The 17,944-nt window shown below is 62.4% G+C and carries 20 protein-coding genes and 1 tRNA gene; 7 read left to right on the forward strand and 14 right to left on the reverse strand.

Translation table 11 applies throughout. The features are described 5' to 3' along the window. Nucleotides 1-47: 47 nt before the first annotated feature. Entirely contained in the window at nt 48-224 is a 177-nt protein-coding gene (locus ACVIYL_RS29340) for a hypothetical protein (RefSeq protein WP_253608258.1), read from the reverse strand. Nucleotides 225-420: 196 nt separating this feature from the next. After that, nucleotides 421-624 carry a hypothetical protein gene (locus ACVIYL_RS29345; RefSeq protein WP_253608259.1) on the reverse strand — a complete coding sequence of 68 codons (204 nt, stop codon included), beginning with the start codon at nt 622-624 and terminating at the stop codon, nt 421-423. 191 nt (nt 625-815) lie between these two features. On the opposite strand from ACVIYL_RS29345, the gene ACVIYL_RS29350 reads away from it, so the two are divergent. Then, a complete protein-coding gene (locus ACVIYL_RS29350) occupies nt 816-1,067 on the forward strand; it encodes a hypothetical protein (protein ID WP_253608260.1) in 252 nt (83 codons plus the stop codon). A gap of 73 nt (nt 1,068-1,140) precedes the next feature. On the opposite strand, the gene ACVIYL_RS29355 is transcribed toward ACVIYL_RS29350, so the two are convergent. Continuing rightward, nucleotides 1,141-1,311: a hypothetical protein gene (locus ACVIYL_RS29355; RefSeq protein WP_253608261.1), complete on the reverse strand. Its 171-nt coding sequence runs from the start codon at nt 1,309-1,311 to the stop codon at nt 1,141-1,143. An 876-nt stretch (nt 1,312-2,187) separates the two neighbouring features. Here ACVIYL_RS29355 and ACVIYL_RS29360 point away from each other — a divergent pair. Together ACVIYL_RS29360 and ACVIYL_RS29365 are read left to right on the forward strand one after the other, a co-directional pair. Continuing rightward, a complete protein-coding gene (locus ACVIYL_RS29360; RefSeq protein ID WP_253608262.1) occupies nt 2,188-2,376 on the forward strand; it encodes a hypothetical protein in 189 nt (62 codons plus the stop codon). 1,454 nt (nt 2,377-3,830) lie between these two features. Beyond that, complete coding sequence (locus tag ACVIYL_RS29365; RefSeq protein WP_456780400.1) at nt 3,831-4,061, forward strand: helix-turn-helix domain-containing protein; 231 nt, start codon at nt 3,831-3,833, stop codon at nt 4,059-4,061. Between the two features lie 27 nt (nt 4,062-4,088). On the opposite strand, the gene ACVIYL_RS29370 is transcribed toward ACVIYL_RS29365, so the two are convergent. From ACVIYL_RS29370 to ACVIYL_RS29380, 3 genes are all read right to left on the reverse strand, one after another. Beyond that, a complete protein-coding gene (locus tag ACVIYL_RS29370) occupies nt 4,089-5,315 on the reverse strand; it encodes a tyrosine-type recombinase/integrase (protein ID WP_253608264.1) in 1,227 nt (408 codons plus the stop codon). A gap of 226 nt (nt 5,316-5,541) precedes the next feature. Beyond that, nucleotides 5,542-5,618 (reverse strand) — tRNA-Arg (locus tag ACVIYL_RS29375). Between the two features lie 98 nt (nt 5,619-5,716). Continuing rightward, nucleotides 5,717-5,989 (reverse strand): hypothetical protein, encoded by a 273-nt coding sequence (locus ACVIYL_RS29380; RefSeq protein WP_253608265.1) that lies wholly within the window; start codon nt 5,987-5,989, stop codon nt 5,717-5,719. A 213-nt stretch (nt 5,990-6,202) separates the two neighbouring features. Between ACVIYL_RS29380 and ACVIYL_RS29385 the strand changes: the two genes are divergently transcribed. Next, the gene (locus ACVIYL_RS29385) at nt 6,203-6,649 is read left to right on the forward strand and encodes a hypothetical protein (RefSeq protein WP_018272072.1); all 447 of its coding nucleotides are present in this window, start codon (nt 6,203-6,205) and stop codon (nt 6,647-6,649) included. Nucleotides 6,650-6,725: 76 nt separating this feature from the next. Here ACVIYL_RS29385 and ACVIYL_RS29390 read toward each other — a convergent pair whose 3' ends face one another. The 5 genes from ACVIYL_RS29390 to ACVIYL_RS29410 all read right to left on the reverse strand — a co-directional run bounded on the left by ACVIYL_RS29390 (nt 6,726) and on the right by ACVIYL_RS29410 (nt 11,543). Beyond that, nucleotides 6,726-8,990, reverse strand: coding sequence for a cation:proton antiporter domain-containing protein (locus ACVIYL_RS29390; protein ID WP_253608266.1), 2,265 nt, complete (start codon nt 8,988-8,990; stop codon nt 6,726-6,728). An 801-nt stretch (nt 8,991-9,791) separates the two neighbouring features. After that, nucleotides 9,792-10,088 carry a plasmid stabilization protein gene (locus tag ACVIYL_RS29395; RefSeq protein ID WP_253608267.1) on the reverse strand — a complete coding sequence of 99 codons (297 nt, stop codon included), beginning with the start codon at nt 10,086-10,088 and terminating at the stop codon, nt 9,792-9,794. A 13-nt stretch (nt 10,089-10,101) separates the two neighbouring features. After that, entirely contained in the window at nt 10,102-10,320 is a 219-nt protein-coding gene (locus ACVIYL_RS29400) for a hypothetical protein (protein ID WP_028337636.1), read from the reverse strand. An 85-nt stretch (nt 10,321-10,405) separates the two neighbouring features. Then, nucleotides 10,406-10,633, reverse strand: coding sequence for a hypothetical protein (locus ACVIYL_RS29405; RefSeq protein WP_253608268.1), 228 nt, complete (start codon nt 10,631-10,633; stop codon nt 10,406-10,408). 88 nt (nt 10,634-10,721) lie between these two features. Next, complete coding sequence (locus ACVIYL_RS29410) at nt 10,722-11,543, reverse strand: AraC family transcriptional regulator (RefSeq protein WP_253608269.1); 822 nt, start codon at nt 11,541-11,543, stop codon at nt 10,722-10,724. A gap of 114 nt (nt 11,544-11,657) precedes the next feature. On the opposite strand from ACVIYL_RS29410, the gene ACVIYL_RS29415 reads away from it, so the two are divergent. Beyond that, complete coding sequence (locus ACVIYL_RS29415) at nt 11,658-12,842, forward strand: MFS transporter (RefSeq protein ID WP_253608270.1); 1,185 nt, start codon at nt 11,658-11,660, stop codon at nt 12,840-12,842. Between the two features lie 140 nt (nt 12,843-12,982). Beyond that, nucleotides 12,983-13,357, forward strand: a complete 375-nt coding sequence (locus ACVIYL_RS29420; RefSeq protein WP_253608271.1) for a hypothetical protein — start codon at nt 12,983-12,985, stop codon at nt 13,355-13,357. A 30-nt stretch (nt 13,358-13,387) separates the two neighbouring features. Here ACVIYL_RS29420 and ACVIYL_RS29425 read toward each other — a convergent pair whose 3' ends face one another. Beyond that, entirely contained in the window at nt 13,388-14,215 is an 828-nt protein-coding gene (locus ACVIYL_RS29425; RefSeq protein ID WP_253608272.1) for a YkgJ family cysteine cluster protein, read from the reverse strand. 563 nt (nt 14,216-14,778) lie between these two features. On the opposite strand from ACVIYL_RS29425, the gene ACVIYL_RS29430 reads away from it, so the two are divergent. After that, nucleotides 14,779-15,651, forward strand: a complete 873-nt coding sequence (locus tag ACVIYL_RS29430) for a DMT family transporter (RefSeq protein WP_253608273.1) — start codon at nt 14,779-14,781, stop codon at nt 15,649-15,651. Here the strand turns inward: ACVIYL_RS29430 and ACVIYL_RS29435 are convergent. Both ACVIYL_RS29435 and ACVIYL_RS29440 read right to left on the reverse strand, forming a co-directional pair. Continuing rightward, nucleotides 15,648-17,111, reverse strand: a complete 1,464-nt coding sequence (locus ACVIYL_RS29435; RefSeq protein ID WP_253608274.1) for a cryptochrome/photolyase family protein — start codon at nt 17,109-17,111, stop codon at nt 15,648-15,650. The genes ACVIYL_RS29430 and ACVIYL_RS29435 overlap by 4 nt on opposite strands. Nucleotides 17,112-17,132: 21 nt before the next feature. Further along, on the reverse strand, nt 17,133-17,792 hold the full coding sequence (locus ACVIYL_RS29440) for a peroxiredoxin (protein ID WP_092088955.1): 660 nt from the start codon (nt 17,790-17,792) through the stop codon (nt 17,133-17,135). Nucleotides 17,793-17,944 lie beyond the last annotated feature (152 nt).

A 17,944-nucleotide genomic window follows, 5' to 3' on the forward strand; every position in this document is an offset into this window, starting at 1 on the left:
AAGCACCCTAAGGCTCGGTGCAGCCAAACCATTCACACTGCGTCCACCTACTGCGTGCTGAGCGATACCCCGAGGATATGCGCTTTCGCGGCTGTGGCGGCGGGAGTTCGCTTCAGCGTCTTTGCAGTTTTTTTGACGCCAGCTTTTTGCTTGGCAAGCGACTTCAGCGTCTTAACATCATCCTTCGTCCACTCACGACGAGCACTCTTTTTCTTTTTGACCAAGGCATCGATCCTTCATCCACTTTCGTGGCGGCGTTCTAGCACGGGAGGTAGTTGGTGCAAGCGATCAGCCGTTGTGGGCACGGCCCTGTGGCACTCACCTCGAGGAATGTTGCAACGGGGAATACAAAAAAATGGAAGCCGACAGACGAAAGTTTTAAGCGCCACCTGCGTCCCAAACGATGCGAGCCGGCTCAGGTCATCGCATCAGCCTGAACAGCTCAAGCACGTCGGCAAGCCGCAGCTTCGCGCCCTTGGGCATCTGCTCGAGGAGGAGATGACTGGTATCAGCTGCGATCTCGTCCCGCTTGAGCGGATCGTGCTCGACATGAAACGCCCGCATGTTGGCGGCGAACTGCCGGGCTACCGCAGGCGGGATTTCCAGCGGTCTCCGGATGGGCATGTCTGGACAGATAATTATCGGACCCTGGATTTGCGAACCCTAGGCAAATATTCGATTGCGGCAACTGGAAAACAGGCAGAGAATTTGATGGTCCCCGCGGCTTTAGAAGTTGCGCATGCGCCCTAGCGGTACGCAGGGCGCACGCTATCAACCCACAACAAGCCCCACGGCTATCACCGAAGGAGGAGGGAATGACCGCTCATAATTCCGGATGGAGGCCGCCTACTGCCGCCCAACGTGAGGCGCAAAAGGTCTTCAAGGAAACCGATGCCAAGCCGGCGATGTCCGAGTATCAACGCACCCAAGCGGCGTTTCATGCAAACCGCGAGCGCTTAAAGGCTGAACGACTGGCCCGTGAGGCCGAAGCGGCGGCCCGGAAGCACCGCAAAAACTTGGTCACGGCCCACTCTCAGAATGTGCACGGCGGTCTGCGTCACCGCTGATATGAGAATCCAGATTAACCGTCTCAGTTGGCGGAGATTAGACACCAGCGCTGACTGACATGCGTTAATGCGATTAATCGTGCTTTTTGTCGCGCTTCATGTCCATGCGGTCGATGCGTTCGTCGATCAGCCGACGTATTTCCTCGTCCCGCCGCGCTCTTCTTCTCCTGAGGCTGCCACACAGGCCATAGACGAGGATGATCAGGACGAGCGCAAAGCCCACGAGATAGAAGGACCGGTCCATTTCCATTATTCGAGCTGTCGATACATGGCCGGGTGAATTCGGTTCTTGACCTTGATCCAGTGCGCACACCGGCCGCCGCGGTAGGGGCGACTTGGAAACGCCTCACGTCGGTCTTAGTTGCTGGCCCCTCCAACACCACGACGAAGGCTCCCTGACGCACCCATCAACTCAGCGGGGGCCTCCGCGGCTTACGTCACAGCGATGGACGCTTGGAGTTCATATCCATCCTGCACCGGTCGCAATGGAGCCGCCGGCAACAGGAGGGAGAGCAGATGAAGATGACGAGCATTCGTGAACTGTCAGCCGACGAGCCGGGAGCAGTTTCGGGAGGTAAGCCGTCCAGCCCGGTCAGAGTTCCTGCAAATGCGTTACGACAAGCTGCTGGCGGCGATCGACAAGAATCTTGCGATGGTGAAGCAGCTGCAGCCCGGCGGTTACCTTCCGCCCGGCTGAGGCAATCAGCCGCCGATCGGCAACATGCGGATTCACTCAAACAACAACGCCGCCCGCTTGAAATGATCGCGAGCGGCGTTGGTCCAGCCCCGGGAAGGTTCTGCAAAATCCCGGCAGCTAAGGCTGCAACATGTAGAACTAGCAGTCTGTTCGGTGTCCGATACTATTCCGCAGCCCTGACACATGGGCCCATGCGTTGCCTTTGTCATAAGAGGGTCAAATAGCTTTGCTCATACTTTTGTCGGCCGGCTATGGCCGCTGCCAGGATAATTGATGTGGCCGGTAGGGGCCGCCTGAATTTTAAAGCAAGGCAGGCGGTCCCGCTAAACCCTCAAGGTGCGCACGGAAGGCTGTCCGACAATTGTAATCGCCGTGACGTATTAAGCTGAAATATGCTCGAAGGTCTCAGCGAGGAGTGTGGCAATGGAGAATATTCGGAGCTACCGCGCACTCAGCACGTTGTGCCGCCAGAAAGCGGCATTGCGTCCTACCGAAAGATCGATGTGGCTCTGCCAAGCTGAGCGTTGGGAGCAGATCGCCGAGGCCGAAATTGCAGCGCATTTCAGGGCCTGCAACACCGATTATTCGGAGAATAATCAATCGGCGGCTTGAGTTCACACCGATCTTAAGCCGCTTGGAAAGCCCAATCGATCCGCGTGGTTCAAACTCCGAACCAATGCCTCATCTGCCTCAGCATCGCTAGCACGGCATCGGTATAAAAACCGTGGGTCAAATACTGGTCTACTTGCGATGTGCCTAGCACCGCGATTGCTGCAATTGCGAAGCCTTTGATCATAGTGGGCCCCATTGAGAGACCGCCAACTGGGCTAGTCGGTTAAGCCTTTCCGAATTCGCTGTCGTCTGCAGTGAGCCTAGCCTGACACCAATTGGTACCAAATCGTTAATGCGTTGCGTGTTGAAGGGCGGGATAAGTCGCTCACTGCCGGGAGCGTACATGGGCCGTTCCGGTTCGCGCGTCACTTTTTTCCAAAAGAAACGGCCCGAGCACCCTTGGAGCTTAATGCTGGGGCCGTCTCACCGCGCCGGCTGAATCGAGAGGGGGCCGTTCGCGTCTTACGGCCCCCAGCCAAGGAAATTCTCGAAAATCTCACGCACTGAAATGCTCTCACCTCGGCAAGAACCTACTTTACTCTTATCCACAGGCTTGAGGATTCCGGGAGAGCACGGTGTTCCGAGGAGCGGAACCGATCAGCATGTCAGCCAAACAGAAGCCACGCCATACTGGCAAGAAGCGCAATGAATGACACTGCTACAGTGCTGGCGAGGGCGATCTCCACGCTGTCTATCCGATCAGATCAGAGTACAGCCGCATTGAAATTCCCCAGCGATAAAATGACCGCTGTGGCCATTAACAACCGAAGGGTGTCCTAGTTCCGATCTGCGGGTGTCCTAACTAGGACGGTACCCCGAGTTTGCGTGACCCGCGGGCGCGCGCCTCATTTGGCCTTCCCCAGACTGATCTCGACCAGCCGGCGGATCACCTCAGAACGGCTGGGCGTGTCTTTGCGCCCTGCGTCACTGCCTGAGCTCATCTTGCGCTCTATGACCAACACCAGCAAAAGCGCGATCAGTGGGGAGATGATTAACGCAAGGATGAACCATCCTGCTCCATTGCGACCGCGCGCATTCGCGGCGACGCCGACAACGATCGATAGACCTCTTGGTCGAGCGCAAGGGAGTGCGATGCCGTGGTTTTACGGGGGACGATTTGTGAACTGGTTCACAAACGGCCGGCGAGCGAGCTGACGCGCATCTACGCGGACATGCGGGCTCTCAAGACAAAGCGAAACTACCTCGTCCATGGGGAGACTTATGAGGCGTCTTTCAAGCGGCGTCCTCGTGCACCGTATCGCAGTACCCTTTGATAACCATCCGAATTGTACGCAAATGCGTCCGAAACTGCGCCGTTTTGTATCGGTTCGTTGTCGAGCGCTCGCCTTGAATCTATGGCTGTTCCGCTTCTCTTGAAGAGACCGCAGTGAAGGTCTCATGCATCGGTAAGGCGAACACACGCGACCGACGAGCCGCTTTCAAAGCAAAGATCGATGACGATAGCAAAACGCGACGCACCCGTCCGGCCTACCTTGGAAAGACTCGGTCTTACTGTTGCAGAAGCTGCAGTGCTTTCCTCACTCGGCCAGACGTCGGTCTATAAGGCGATTAGGGAAGGGCGCTTGCGAATTCGCAAGTACGGCACACGAACCATCATCACGCGTGCCGACCTGGCGTCCTTCTTGGAGAACCTACCCGATGGTCGCGATGGCTTAGAAGCCTGATACCTAGCGGCGGGCGGAGACAGCCAGTTAGGCGGCCCTTATCGATTTGACGTTGTTTTTTGGTGGTCGCGTCGCGAAGTCAGCAAACGCCTGCATCACGACACGACGCTTCTTGAGCGCCTCACCGCGCTTATAGGCTTTTTCAGCATCATCGCCGGTGATGTGATGTAGGCAATGCTCGACGATCTCCTCCTCGAAGTCGGTTTCCTCCTGTGCCCAGGTCCGGAACGTGGTCCGGAAGCCGTGGACCGTCAGTGTTTCGTCTCCGGTGATCTCCTTCAGATGTTTGAGCATGGTCATATTTGAGATCGGCTGCTTTAGGCTGCGACCTGGAAATACGAACTCGTCACTAACGCGGCTCTGATAGGCCTCGCGCAGATAGGCTAAGGTCTGTCGGGGCATCGGCGTCCGTTTGGGCCGTTCGTTTTTGGTATCAAGCGTGTTCAGATCCCAAAGCCCGCCTTCGAGATCGAGTTGCGGCCAGCGCATGTTCTGCACTTCATTGGTTCGAGCCAGCGTGAGGATTGCGACCTCGAGGGCCCGCGCGCTTTGATCGGGATCAGCGTTGAGCTTCTGCATGAATGCCGGCAGATCATGGTAGTCCATGGCCTTATGACTGCCGCGGATCGTGCCCCGCTTTCGCTGCTTCGGCATAATCGGCTTCAGTCGGCTGTCCCAGTCCGCCGGGTTGTGTTTCGGCCGTGGATTCAGCGCTATCGCCGCGTCCAGAATCTTTTTGATCCGCTGGCGTGCATCGCGAGAGATCTCGCGCTGATGCCAGACCTTCCGCAGGACTCCGCTAACATGTTCGGTTTCAATCTGGTCGAGTTGCAACTTGTGCAGCGGTTGGCAGGTAACCTGTACGATGCGCCGAAGCTTGTTGCGCGCAGCTTTGTGTTTCAGGCCGGTCTCATAAGTCTGCCGCCATTCCTCGGCGAATTCACCAAACAGACGCGATCCTTGCTCGCGGCGTCTGTCCTCGTCGCGCTGATCTCGCGGATCGGTCCCTTTGGCAAGAAGCCGCAGGGCGTCGATCGCCTTGTCCTTGGCCTCTGAGGGCTTGAGGCCTGCAGCTTTGGCCGAGCCGAAACCCATCTTTCTGACGATGCCATTGCGCTGGTAACGGAACGCCCAGCGCCGGCCGCCGCTGGGGGTGACGATCAGATAGAGGTTGTTGCCGCACGGGTACTCGCCGGGACCGACGGAAAGGTAGTTCTTTGCGGTGATCTCCGGTTTTTCAGTTGGAATCTGCATGGGAGATTCGAACTCCTGTCCCTCGCAAAATAATGCGGCTCTCGGCGATGGGAGATTCTAACTCAGATCGAGGGACAGCAAAAGGGGCGTTCCGGCGCGGGATCGCCGGCGACGACGAGCGACGGACGACGACGCTCGGCGACGCGAAAATGAGATGTAAAACAGGCGCTTAGTTGGTTGGTGGAGGCCGCGGGCGACGATGAGCGAAGGGCGGCAAAAGCGGGCTTGGCGCGCTCGGAGAGATTCGAACTCCCGACCCTCGGAATCGAAATCCGATGCTCTATCCAGCTGAGCTACGAGCGCGTCGCGGGTCGATTATCAGACTTGGGCGGGGAGGGCCAGCAGGCACGGAGCGCGGCACCCGGCGGTGCCGGCACGTCCCGCCGTCTCCCCTACAGCCGTCAGAAGCAGGGATGCCGGCGGTGGTCCTGGCCGATATAGGCGGCCGCACTCTGGTAGCACTTGTTGCGCGGGGAGCCGTCGTAATAGGCGAAGCTGCCGGCAGTCGGGCCCGGGCCGTAATTGTGCAGATAGCTGATGTGGTAGGGCAGGCCCCAATGGGCGTGGTGGTGATGCCTGTGGTGGCGCGGATGGGCCGTGAGATCGGCCGCGACCGCCGGGGTCAGGGCCATCACGGCAACAGCGAGGGCGGCGAAAAGCTTGGTCTTGGTCATGGGCGGCCTCCGGGCATTTACGGGAATCGGCATTGTGGGCCGCCCCGGGGGCCCATCTAACCCGGAATCGGGGCCAAAAGCTGCGGGAAATCAGTCACAGCGCGCCAAATTTTGCCTTTTTGCGGATGCTTAACGGATTGCCAACACAGTCCGGCCAGAGTCTTGCGGTCAGGTCCGCCCGGGCCCGGCCTTTCCCGCGGTTTCGAACGATCCATGCGCATCACGCCCCTTGTCGCCTTGCTGCTCTCGGTTCTGGCCGCGACGCCTGCGCGGGCGGTGCTGCACATCACGCGCGACCATGGCGGCTATGTCGAGGAGTACAAGGCCAAGTACAAGCAGATCCGCGAGCGCCGCGAGCGCGTCGTGATCGACGGCATCTGCAACTCGGCCTGCACGCTGGTGTTCGGCATCGTGCCGCTGAACAAGATCTGCGTCACGCCGCGGGCCAGCATCGGCTTCCACCAGGCCTATTACGACAAGGCCTTCACCTTCGGCATCAAGGTCACCAGCCTCGAGGGCACCTCCGATCTGATGTCCTACTACCCCGATACGGTGAAGGACTGGATCCGCCGCAATGGCGGGCTCACCACCGAGATGAAGAAGATCAAGAACGGGGTCGATCTCTGGAAGATCGTCGATCCCTGTCCGGAAGAGTGGTAGGCGCGGACGCGCTCGCGCTTCGAACCTCCTTGCTCAGGTCTTTGTTTCAAGTCTTGGGAGATTCAGGTGTGGGGTTTCAGGTCTTGGGCCTGACGTCGCCATCCGACACCAGCAGCACGGACGCCTTCGACTTGCCGAGCACGGCCGCGGCGACGCTGCCGAAATTCAGGCTGTCGCCCTGGATGCGGTCGACACCGATCACGACGAGGTCGGCCCGGCTTGACGCGATCTCCTGCAGGATCGCGACCTCTGGTGCGGTGTTGGCACGTAGCCGCGTCGTCACGTTGATGTCGTAGCGCGCCGCGGTCGCCGCGATGTCCTTCAGGATGGCTTCCTCATGCGCCAGCGACATGCTGGGGCTGGTGCGGCGGGCGCCCTTGTCGCGCGTGGTCGAGACGTAGACCACCTGCAGCGGCTCGCTCGAGAGGCGCGCCAGCGCGATCGCGACCTCGGCTCCGCGCCGCGAGACGTTGCTGCCCGAGACCGGCACCAGGATCTTCCGCGCATTCGCCGTCGGCTCCTTCTCGTGCACGCCCTTGGCGGCCGCGATCGCCAGCGGACCGTCGAAGCCGGAGGTCAGGTCGTCGAGCCGCCGGTCGAAGCCGCCATCGGGGCCGGCGACCGCGTCCATGCCGACCACCAGCAGGTCGAAACCTTTTTTGGCTTCCTCGGCGATCGCCTCCGCCGCCGTCTCCTCGCGGGCGCGGCTGATGACGTCGACATTGCCGCCGCCGTCGGCATCGGCTTCGGCGCTCGCCTTGGCCGCGTTGATGACCGCCGCCTCGGGGCTCTCCTCATCCGCACGGTTCTTCTCCTGCAGCTTGGCGTTGGCGCCGACATGCAGCACCGTGATCGGCAGACCGCGCCCGCCGGCGAGCTGGCCGGCGAGATGCGCGGCGAATGTCGCGTTGCTGCTCTCGTCGACCGCGACCAGCAGCCGCTCGAGATTGGCGACGAAGCCGCGCTGCTCGTATTCCTCGCGCTCCAGCCGATCCTTCTCGTCCTGGCCGAGCGGCAGCCGCGCCAGCGCGCTGCGCAGCATCGGCGGCATCGCCATCGTGGTCAGGATCGCCATGGTCACGATCATCGAGAACATGGTCTGGCTCAGTACCCCCATCGAAAGGCCGATGGTGGCGATGATCACCTCGGTCGAGCCGCGCGCATTCATGCCGCTCGCCAGCGCATAGGACTCCTGCCGGGTCAGCCCGCCGAGCGCACCGCCGGCAAAGGCGCCGCCGAATTTGCCGATGCTCGCAATCAGCACCAGCGCCGCGGTCAGCCCCAGCACCGACGGATCCTTCAACACCGTGAGGTCGGCGCTGAGGCCGGCGAGCCCGAAGAATACCGGCATGAACAGGCTCGAGATCAGCCCGCGCAGCCGTTCGTCGATCTGCCGGGTCAGGATCGGGGATTCCCCGACCAGCACGCCGGCGATGAAAGCGCCGAGCACGGTGTGCACGCCGATCAGATGCGTGATCATCGCCATCCCGCACATCAGCAGCAGGATCACGGTGATCACCGCCGCCGAAGAGACCAGATTGTCGTTGGCCCAGCGGATCAGCCGGAACACCAGCCGCCGGCCGATCGTGAAGCTGACCGCGAGGAAGGCGAGCGTGCCGAACAGCGCCTGCGCGACCGAGAGGATGTCGAGGCTGCCGCGCGAGGCGAGGCTGAAGATGACAGCGATGATGATCCAGCCGAGGGTGTCGTCGATGATCGCGCTGGCGACGATGATCTGGCCGACATTGCGGCGCATGAAGTTCATTTCGCGCACCACGACGGCGACGATCTTCACCGAGGAGATCGACAGCGCCGTGCCGAGAAACAGCGAGGCGATCAGCCGTGCTTCGGGATGCGGCAGCAGGCCGTCGGGGAGGAATTCGGCGAGCACGAAGCCGCACACGAATGGCACCGCGATGCCCGCGACCGAGATCGTGGTCGCGGCGCGGCCGACCTTCCGCACCAGCTTGAGGTCGGTGTCCATGCCCGTTAGCAGCAACAGGAGCAGGATGCCGAACTGCGCAATGCCGTCGATCAGCGCCTTCTGCTCGCCGGATGGCGGAAAGATCACGCCGTGCGCCGATGGCCACAGCCAGCCGAACAGCGATGGTCCGAGCAACAGGCCGCCCAGCAGTTCGCCGACCACGGAGGGCTGGCCGATCCGCTGCATCAATTCGCCGAGACCGCGCCCGACCGCGATCAGGAGCGCGATCTGGACGAGCAGGATGAACTCGGATGGCTTGCTCGCCTTGTCGCCCGCAGCGTCGGCTGCCGTGATGCTCACGAGCAGGATGACGGTCGCCCAAATCGCCGGTTGAAGCCGCCCCCAGCGGATCACCATGGCATCTCCGATTTCCAATTCCAGCGCGGCTCGGCCGGCTTGCCGCATGCGGTCAACGCCCGGGTTCCGAAAGCGATCCACTGGGTCAGATTTTGGAACGGACGCACCGGCGGTTCGTTTCGCTCATGATGCGTTCATCCTGGTGATGCGAATGTCTCCATGAGCGAGCCTGACCGCCGGAGCGGCTATGGCTCAGCTCGCGCGAACGGGAGGCTGCAATGGCAACCAGATCCAATCTTTCGAAGGCTGAACTCGCGCGTAGCGTTGCCGGCGCCACATCGGCATTGGTGCTTAGCGCGCTCGTCCTATTCGTCGCCGCGCATCACCTGAGCGGCGGGTAGGAAGGCGGCGCGTGCTGCGCCGATTCATCAAAGCAGGAAGGTCCCGATCAGGAGGCCGGCCGCAAATGCCCAAAGCCCGAGGGTGCAGGCCGATATGACCCGGACGAGATTGCGCAGATCCACGTCCTGCCAGCTGCTATGGGACCGATACGTCAATTGCAGGCACCCCCTGCGGCGGCCGCCTTTGCTTCGCTTTTGCTTCTTTGCTTCTTTGCTTCGCTTTTGCTTCCTGGGCCGACAGCCTGTTCCCGATAGGTGCCGAAATGAAGGCAACCGGTGGTGGCGCCCGATCACGCATTTGCGAGCCGTCGCCTAACGCGCGATGAGATCGTGTGCCGTCGTCATCGCGCTCTAGCTCATTGTTTGAGCATGATTTTTTCGGAAAACCGCCGCGCATTTCCCGGATCATGCTCCGGCTTGCGGTATTGTCTTCCTGTCTGTGGGGCCACGTCCGTGCCGGTCAGGCGGCCCGGCGCCTGCGTGCCGCCTTTTTCGCCGAACGCGACCGCTCCGCCGCGGGGCGGCTCGCGGCTGCCTTGCCGCCGAGCTTGCCGCCCTTGCGCGACGGGGAATGATCCTCGCGCGTGCCGCGGCCGGAGCCGCTCTTCTTGCCGCCGTGGGTCTCCTTGTTGACGGTCGCCCATGCGCGCCGCTCGGCCTCGCGATCCGGAACACCACGCGTCTCGTAGCCTTCCTCGATGTGCTCGGCCTGCCGCTTCTGCTTGTCGGTATAGCTCGACTTGTCGCCTCTGGGCATCGCGCTCTCCTGTCTATTTTGATCGAGACGTCTGCCGGACTTCGGCCGTGTCGTCGCTCGTCTCGACAACCTCGAATCTGGATCGGCTGAAGCGGCCCAATCCGCTGAGCTCGTAATAGCCGTCACGTTCGATATCCCTTGTCACCTCGTAGACGCGCCCGAGCGAGAGCGTATCCCGCTGCAACGTGTTGTCGACGCAGCGAACGTGAAAAATCTTGCCGGTTTCGGCCATGCGCTCATCCTGAATTGTTGGTCTGGTTCGGCGTTACTTATCGCGCAACGTCACGATCGCAACCGGCAACCCTGCCGCGGGCCGATCACGAAATTTCGTTCGGTAACTTCCATTCGGGCGCCGGTTCGAACACTTCGCTATCGGCGGGAATTCGCTTCATGTGATAGCCGGTCGGCAGCACCTGGCCCGGCGCTTCATCCGCGACCGGAACGTCGAAGACCAGCCCGCAGATCAGTGCATGTTCCCACGCTTGCTTCTCCGTCGGAAAAGCCTTGTCGATCTGTCTGTCGCGATCGAACAGCGCGTAGGGCATCTGGCATCCTCGCTGCATTGGCTTGGCGCAGGCGGCTCGCTTGTCGTTCGCCCGATATGTCGAAAACGTCCGTTGCCGACCGGTGTTCCTAAATTCGCCCGCCGGCCGCGAACGCCGAGCCGCTCCCTTGCATGATATCGCTGAGATATTTCGCCGGTGGCTTGCCGAGCGCCTTCTTGAACATGGTGATGAAGGCTGTGACGGATCCATAACCGAGTTCGGACGAGACCTGCTGAACGCTCGCGCCGGCGGAGAGTTCGCGCAACGCGACGATCAAATGCAGTTGCTGACGCCAGCGTCCGAATGTCAGGCCGGTTTCCCTCAGGATGAGCCGCGCGAGACTGCTCTCGCTCAGCGCCACGCGTTCGGCCCATTCGGCCATCGTGCGGCGATCGGCCGGATCGTCGGCGAGCGCTGCCGCGATCCGTCGCAAGCGTGGCTCGGGCGAGATCGGCAGATGCAGCTGCTGCAGCGGCATGTGCGGCAATTCGCTCAGCAGCAATTGCGCAACGAGGGTTTCAGTGCCGTGGTCCTGCTGCATACGGTCGGAAAGCGCGATGATCAGCTCTCGCAGCAAGGGTGAGATCGACAATGTGGAGCAGCGGTCGGGCAGGTCGGCCGCACCGGGCTCGATGAAGACGAAGAAGATTCGTGCATTGGCGGTTGCGATATTGGTGTGGCGCGTGCCGCCGGGAAGCCAGACGCCGCAATGCGGCGGCACCATCCACAACCCGTTCGGAACGCGGCACATCACGCCGCCGCCGAGCGCGAAGACGAGCTGTCCCTTCCGGTGCGCATGCTCGGCCGCCTCGACCTTGTTTTCGGTGACGTCGAGGCGCACGGCGATGGCCGCCGCCGCGACGTCATCCGGATCAAGGTCCGGCCAGGGATAGCGAAGTTGAAAGCCCATAAGGGAGCCGGAAACCCGTCGAGTGACCGAATTTAGCGATCGATAGAACAGATATGTAAATTCTTCCGACAGCCAAGTCGATAGCCTGGCGATGCAGATGGGCAGGAGCATGCGATGACGATGATAGCGCCGATGCGCACGCTGGGCGGGCAGGGGCTGTTGTTGACGGGGATCCTGCTGATCGCCTCGACGCTCCGCGCGCCCATTACCGGCGTCGCGCCGATGCTCGGCATGATCGGTGAGACCAGCGGGATCAGCGCGGCCGAGGCCGGAATCCTGACGACGCTGCCCTTGCTGGCGTTCGCCGCGATCTCACCTGTTGCAGCTGTGCTCGGGCGCAAATGGGGCATCGAGCGGTCGCTGTTCGGTGCGCTGCTTGTCATCGCGGCCGGGATCGCGCTGCGCTCGTCCGGTCCGGTCTGGGCGCTGTTCGCGGGCACCGCCACCATTGGTGCCGGAATCGCCGTTGGAAATGTGCTGCTGCCGAGCCTGCTCAAGCGGGACTTTCCGACCCGTATCGCCAGCCTGACCGGCGCTTACGCGATCACGTCCGCATTGGCCCAGGCGCTCGCGTCGGTCGTGGCCATCCCGCTCGCGCAATTGCTGGGATCGAACTGGCATCTCTCGCTTGCCAGCACGCTGATCTTTCCGTTGGTGGCGCTGATGGCCTGGGCACCCCAGCTGGGGGCGCACTCGGCCCCGACAGTCGAGCCGGCCTCCTCGCCGCATCGCGGGCGCATCTGGCACTCGCTGCTCGCCTGGCAGGTGACCGGCTTCCTCGGCCTGACCTCGCTGGTGTTCTACATCATCGTCGGATGGCTGCCCGCCATCCTCGTTCAGGCAGGCTACGCGGCGGCGACGGCGGGTACGCTGCACGGTGTGCTGCAATTGGCGACCGCGGTCCCCGGCCTGATCCTCGGGCCGATGGTCCGGCGCATGAAGGACCAGCGCGGGATTGCGATCACCGTGTCGCTTGCGACCTGCCTCTCGCTGCTGGGATTGTGGCAGTGTCCGTCGCTCGCAATGCTGTGGGTCGCGCTGTTCGGCTTCGGGGCGGGTGCAGCCTTCATCCTCGGCTTGACATTCGTCAGCCTGCGAACCTCGCACAGCCAGCAGGCGGCCGTGCTGTCGGGCATGGCGCAGTGCCTCGGCTACTCGCTCGCCGCCGCGGGCCCGCCGCTCGCCGGACTTGCCCATGATGCGACCGGAGGCTGGGAGGTTGCGCTCGCGTGCTGCGCCGTCGCGACGGTGTTGATGGCAGTCCTGGGCCGATCAGCCGGCCGCGCGGCGACAATCTGATTGTCCTTCGATGCGGAAATATCGCGAGCCAGATCCGGCTCGCAACAAGGCGTGGCGGCGGGCGGTCGGTTGTCTGCGCCGCAGGCGCGCGCTACAGAAGGCGGGAAGCCTCGCAAGCAAGAGCCAAGGGAAAAGTATCGTTGAGGACATCTGCCAGCACGCGCATCGCGATCGGATCGACGCTCTTTGCCTTGGCGTCGAGCGCATTCCTTTTTCTGGTTCCTCCGAGTCCGATCGACAGGAACCTGTTGCGTGGCGCCTTCCGTCTTTACAAGGGATATGCGTATCTCATCCCCGTCAAATACGTGGACGGCACGCTCGAGACTGCCCGATTGTACGAAGACGACCGGCTTCTCGGCCCCGCGAACACCACCCAGCAAGAGATCATCGACAAGGGTGCCGGCCGCTTCGCATTTTACCGGGACACCTGGAATTACTTCGGCCCGGCCTTGATGTTCTCGACAAGCGACAACACCGACCCGAACACCAACGGCAGGAAGTATCACCTGAGATGACGAGCTGACCTGCGCTGTGTCCGGCTGTCGTCACGTCGTGCGTATCACGCCCAGTTCCTTCGACCGTTGGAGCAGAGCCGGCCGGTAAGGCGGGGAGGGATCGTCGTCGTCAGGGATGGCGCAATGGCCGAACTCCTGCTGGATGCGCTGGATCTCCATGACCCGATCGTTCAACCGCTGCAGATGCTCAAGCGATGTTGCCTTCCAGTAGCGGAAGGTGTCGAGCGAAATCGGCACGAAGGCGGTGCCGAACAGGGTTGGATCGGGCACGATGGTCCGCCCGAGCAGCAGGTAGCGATCCTGACCGACGATGACGAGGGTGGCATACGGCCGCCCTTCACTTACCCTGAGGCCCTTCAACGAAAGTTCGCACAGCTTGCTGAAATAGGGTTCCTCGCGCCAGCGGTCGGGATCATCGAGGTCGACCTGCACATTCAGCGCGTCGAGCCCGAAATGCGGCACCATGCCCGTGGTCTCGGGAAACCAATCATCATCGAGGTGGCCTTGCAGCCAGGCACAGCTGAATGAGCGGCACTGCCGGGGACGCTCGTGGTAGATCTCGCATCCGCCGCCCGCCAGGATGTGGCTGCAGACCGTATTCACCGGCTTGCCGAGATCGGTCACCTCAAGCACCTTGCAGCAGAGGGTGCATGATCCACATTGCCTGACCGTCGGAGCCACGGGAAAGCCGAGGGCCCACGAGCCCTGCCGTTCGCGGAGGAGCAGCTTCTGCTTCTCCAGCGTGCTCAGTGCACGCTCGACCTTGAGACGCGACAATCTGGTCACGCCGATAATATCTTTCGTCGTCGTCGCGCCGCTCTCGACCGCCCGAACGACGACCAACGCCACTTGATCCATTGTTTTTCTTCTTGTCCGGCTCGTGGCCGGTTCTTCTTGTGCAGTGTTTTTGGCCGCCGGTATTCGGCGACGGTATATTCCAGTGCAATCCGGAACGTGCCGCGACCGACGGCTGCGAGATTCTACCGAAGCGTATCGGCGAGGGCGGCATGTCGCATCCGACAAACGCGCATGGCATCCCTGAGGACAAATCGTCGTGATTGGCAGCGCGTGCGGCCGGCGCTTCGCATCGCATGAGAGGGCTGACGAGCCGGCGAGCTCGCGAGCCGCTGTTACCGCGGCAAGTCGACCCGACGGGCAACCCCTCGCGCACACCACTGACCGCGCAACACACTCAGTGTCGTCCCTGCCTAGTGCGCAATTGCGCACGGGAGCAGGGACCCGTAACCACGAATGCTGATTATTGCGCGATGCTGATACGACGGGTCCCGTTCACAACAACCGCCGCGGAGTATGGGTCCCTGCTTGCGCCGGGACGAAAGTGTGCTTGCGGAAACGGGCGCGGCACCCCGCCAAAATTCGCGATTGCTGGCTGCCTCATCTTCGGGCAATGACAGCCTGCAATGAACAAGAGCTTCGAGGAAACTGCCGCTCGTCTGGCGCCGGCGATCTTTGTGGTGCTGTGGAGCACCGGATTCATCGGCACCAAATACGTCATCAACAATGCGGAGCCGCTGACCTATCTGGCAATCCGGATGGCGTTCGTGGTGGTGGTGATGGCGGTCATCGCCGCGATCGCGCGGCCGAACTGGCCGGACCGGACTGGTATTTTCCACAGCGCGGTCGCCGGCATCCTGGTGCACGGCTTCTATCTCGGCGGCACCGCGATTGCGATCGCGCATTCGGTTCCGGCGGGGCTCTCGGCCTTGATCCCGGGCCTGCAGCCGATCCTGACCTCGACCATTGCCAACCGCTGGCTGGGCGAGCGCGTCACGCCGCTGCAATGGGGCGGACTGGTGCTCGGCCTCGCCGGCGTCGTCTTGATCCTGCACAACCGGCCGATGACGAGCGAGGCGGGGTGGGGCTGGCTCGCCTCCGGCGTCTCGCTGATCAGCATCACCTTGGGCACGCTCTACCAACGGCGCTATTGCAACCGGATCGACTGGCGCGCCGGCAATCTGGTGCAGTACATCGCGGTGACGATCTTCTTCGGTATCGGCGCCTTCGTGTTCGAGACCAATGTGGTGCATTGGACCGGCGAGTTCGTGCTGGCGCTGGCCTGGCTCGTGTTCGCGCTGTCGATCGGTTCGATCGGGCTGTTGTACTGGCTGATCCGTCACCATGCCGCGACCTCGGTCGCGAGCCTGTTCTATCTGGTGCCGGCGGTGACCGCGCTGATGGCCTACGTCCTGTTCGACGAGCGGCTGGATCATGTCGCCATTGCCGGCATGGCCGCCTGCGCCGCGGCGGTGCTGCTGGTCAATCGCCGCGCTTAGTCTTTGCGACGGATCTTCGCGTAAGCTGCAAGCGCGCGTTCGCGCCCCTGCTTGTGATCAACGATCGGCGGCGGGTACGTCTTGCCGAGTTCGATGCCGGCGCTCGCCAGCTCGATCGGTGTCGCTGTCCAGGGCTGATGGATCAGCTCGTTGGAGAGCTGCGCGAGCTCCGGCACCCAGCGCCTGACATAGCCGCCGTCGGGATCGAATTTCTCGCCCTGCAGGACCGGATTGAAGACGCGGAAATAGGGCGCGGCGTCAGCGCCGCAGCCCGCGACCCATTGCCAGTTGGCGGGGTTGGAGCCGGCATCGGCATCGACCAGCGTATCCCAGAACCATTGTTCGCCTGTGCGCCAGTCGATCAAGAGGTGCTTGACCAGGAACGAGGCCGCCACCATTCGCACCCGGTTGTGCATCACGCCGCTGTGCCAGAGCTCGCGCATGCCGGCATCGACGATCGGATAGCCGGTGAGTCCGCGTTGCCACGCCTCCAGGGCGAGAGCGTTGCGCCTCCACCGAAAGGCATCGAACAGCTCCTGCAAGTTCCGATCCGCCATATCGGGGACGTCGAACAGCAGATGGCGGCAGAATTCGCGCCAGCCGAGCTCGCTGAGGAACTTGTCGATGTCGCCGGCAAGGCGCGAGTCTTCCGCGGCGGCGAAGCGGGCCGCGTGAAAGACCTGCCGCGGGCTGATCTCGCCGAAGCGCAGATGCGGCGACAGGCGCGAGGTGCCGTCGCGGTCGGGCCGATCGCGGTCGTCGGCGTAACCGCTGATCCCCTCATCGAGGAATCGCTTCAGCCGCGCCTGCGCCGCGGCTTCACCCGGTGTCCAGGTCTCGCGCAGGCCGCCGGCCCAATCCGGCCGTGTCGGTTCGAGACCCCAGTCATCGAGGGCGTCGCTCGCGATGCCGCCGATGGATGTGAGTCTCTTCGGCGCCGGCAACGGCCTTGGCGGATCGCCGAGGCCTTGGACGCGCCGCCAGAACGGCGTGAACACGCGCAAGGCCCGGTTGTCCTTGTTGCGGATCGCCTTCGGTTCGACGAGCAGATCGCCGCGGAAAATTTGCGAGTCGATGCTGTCACTTGCGAGCGCGGCTTCGACTTCTCTGGCAACGGCCTGATGCGGTGCCTGCGCGATGTCGTTCCAGAATACGGCGCGTGCGCCGATTTCGCGCGCCACCGTGGCGATCACCGACGCGGCCGGTCCGGTGCGCAGCACCAGCGATCCGCCTGCCATGGTGAGGCTCTTGCCGAGTGCGCGCAACGACTGCGCCAGCCACCAGCGCGTCGCACCCCCGAGCCGACGTACGGCCGGCGGCATCAATGCACAGCTCTCTTCGTCACGCACATAGAGGCCGACGACCGGCGCGCCGCTTGCCGCCGCCTCATGCAACGCCGGGTGATCCGACAGCCGCAGATCGTCGCGAAACCAGACGATGATCGGCTGTGCGCGGGTCACCCGGACGCAGTGAGCCTGCCGTTACTTCGGCTGCGGCACGATGCGGATGTAAGGCTTCGGCGCCTTCCAGCCCTGCGGGTAGATCGTCTTGGCCTCGTCGTCGCTGACCGAGCCCGCGATGATCACGTCCTCGCCCTGCTTCCAGTCGGCAGGGGTGGCGACGCGATGCTTGGCGGTCATCTGCAGCGAGTCGATCGAGCGCAGGATCTCCTGGAAATTCCGGCCGGTGGTCATCGGATAGACCATCACCAGCTTGATCTTCTTGTCCGGTCCGATCACGAACACGTTGCGGACGGTCTGGTTGTCGGCAGGGGTGCGGGTGAGGGGATCGCCCGAGGTCGAGGCCGGCAGCATGTCGTAGAGCTTCGACACGTTGAAATCGGTGTCGCCGATCATCGGATAGTTCGGCGCCGCGCCCTGGGTTTCCTTGATGTCGTCGGACCATTTGGCGTGGCGGTCCACCGGGTCGACCGACAAGCCCATCAGCTTGACGCCGCGCTTGTCGAACTCAGGCTTCAGGCGGGCGAGCGCACCGAGCTCGGTGGTGCAGACCGGGGTGAAGTCCTTGGGATGGGAGAACAAAAGCGCCCAGCTGTTGCCGATCCAGTCATGGAACTTGATCTTTCCTTCGGTGGTCTCGGCTTCGAAGTCGGGGGCGACGGCGCCAATCTGAAGTGCCATGATTTTACCTCATCTCTTTGAAGTTGCGATTGAATTTGTATTTGAGGCTGTCTGTTCCAGTATAGGACGGGATAAGGCTTAAGTGAACGGGTTCTGAAAAAAGGTGAAACATTTCTCCTTGAGGGTGGAATTCCAAGCAACTTGTTTTGATC

This window comes from Bradyrhizobium sp. USDA 3315 (assembly GCF_054056795.1).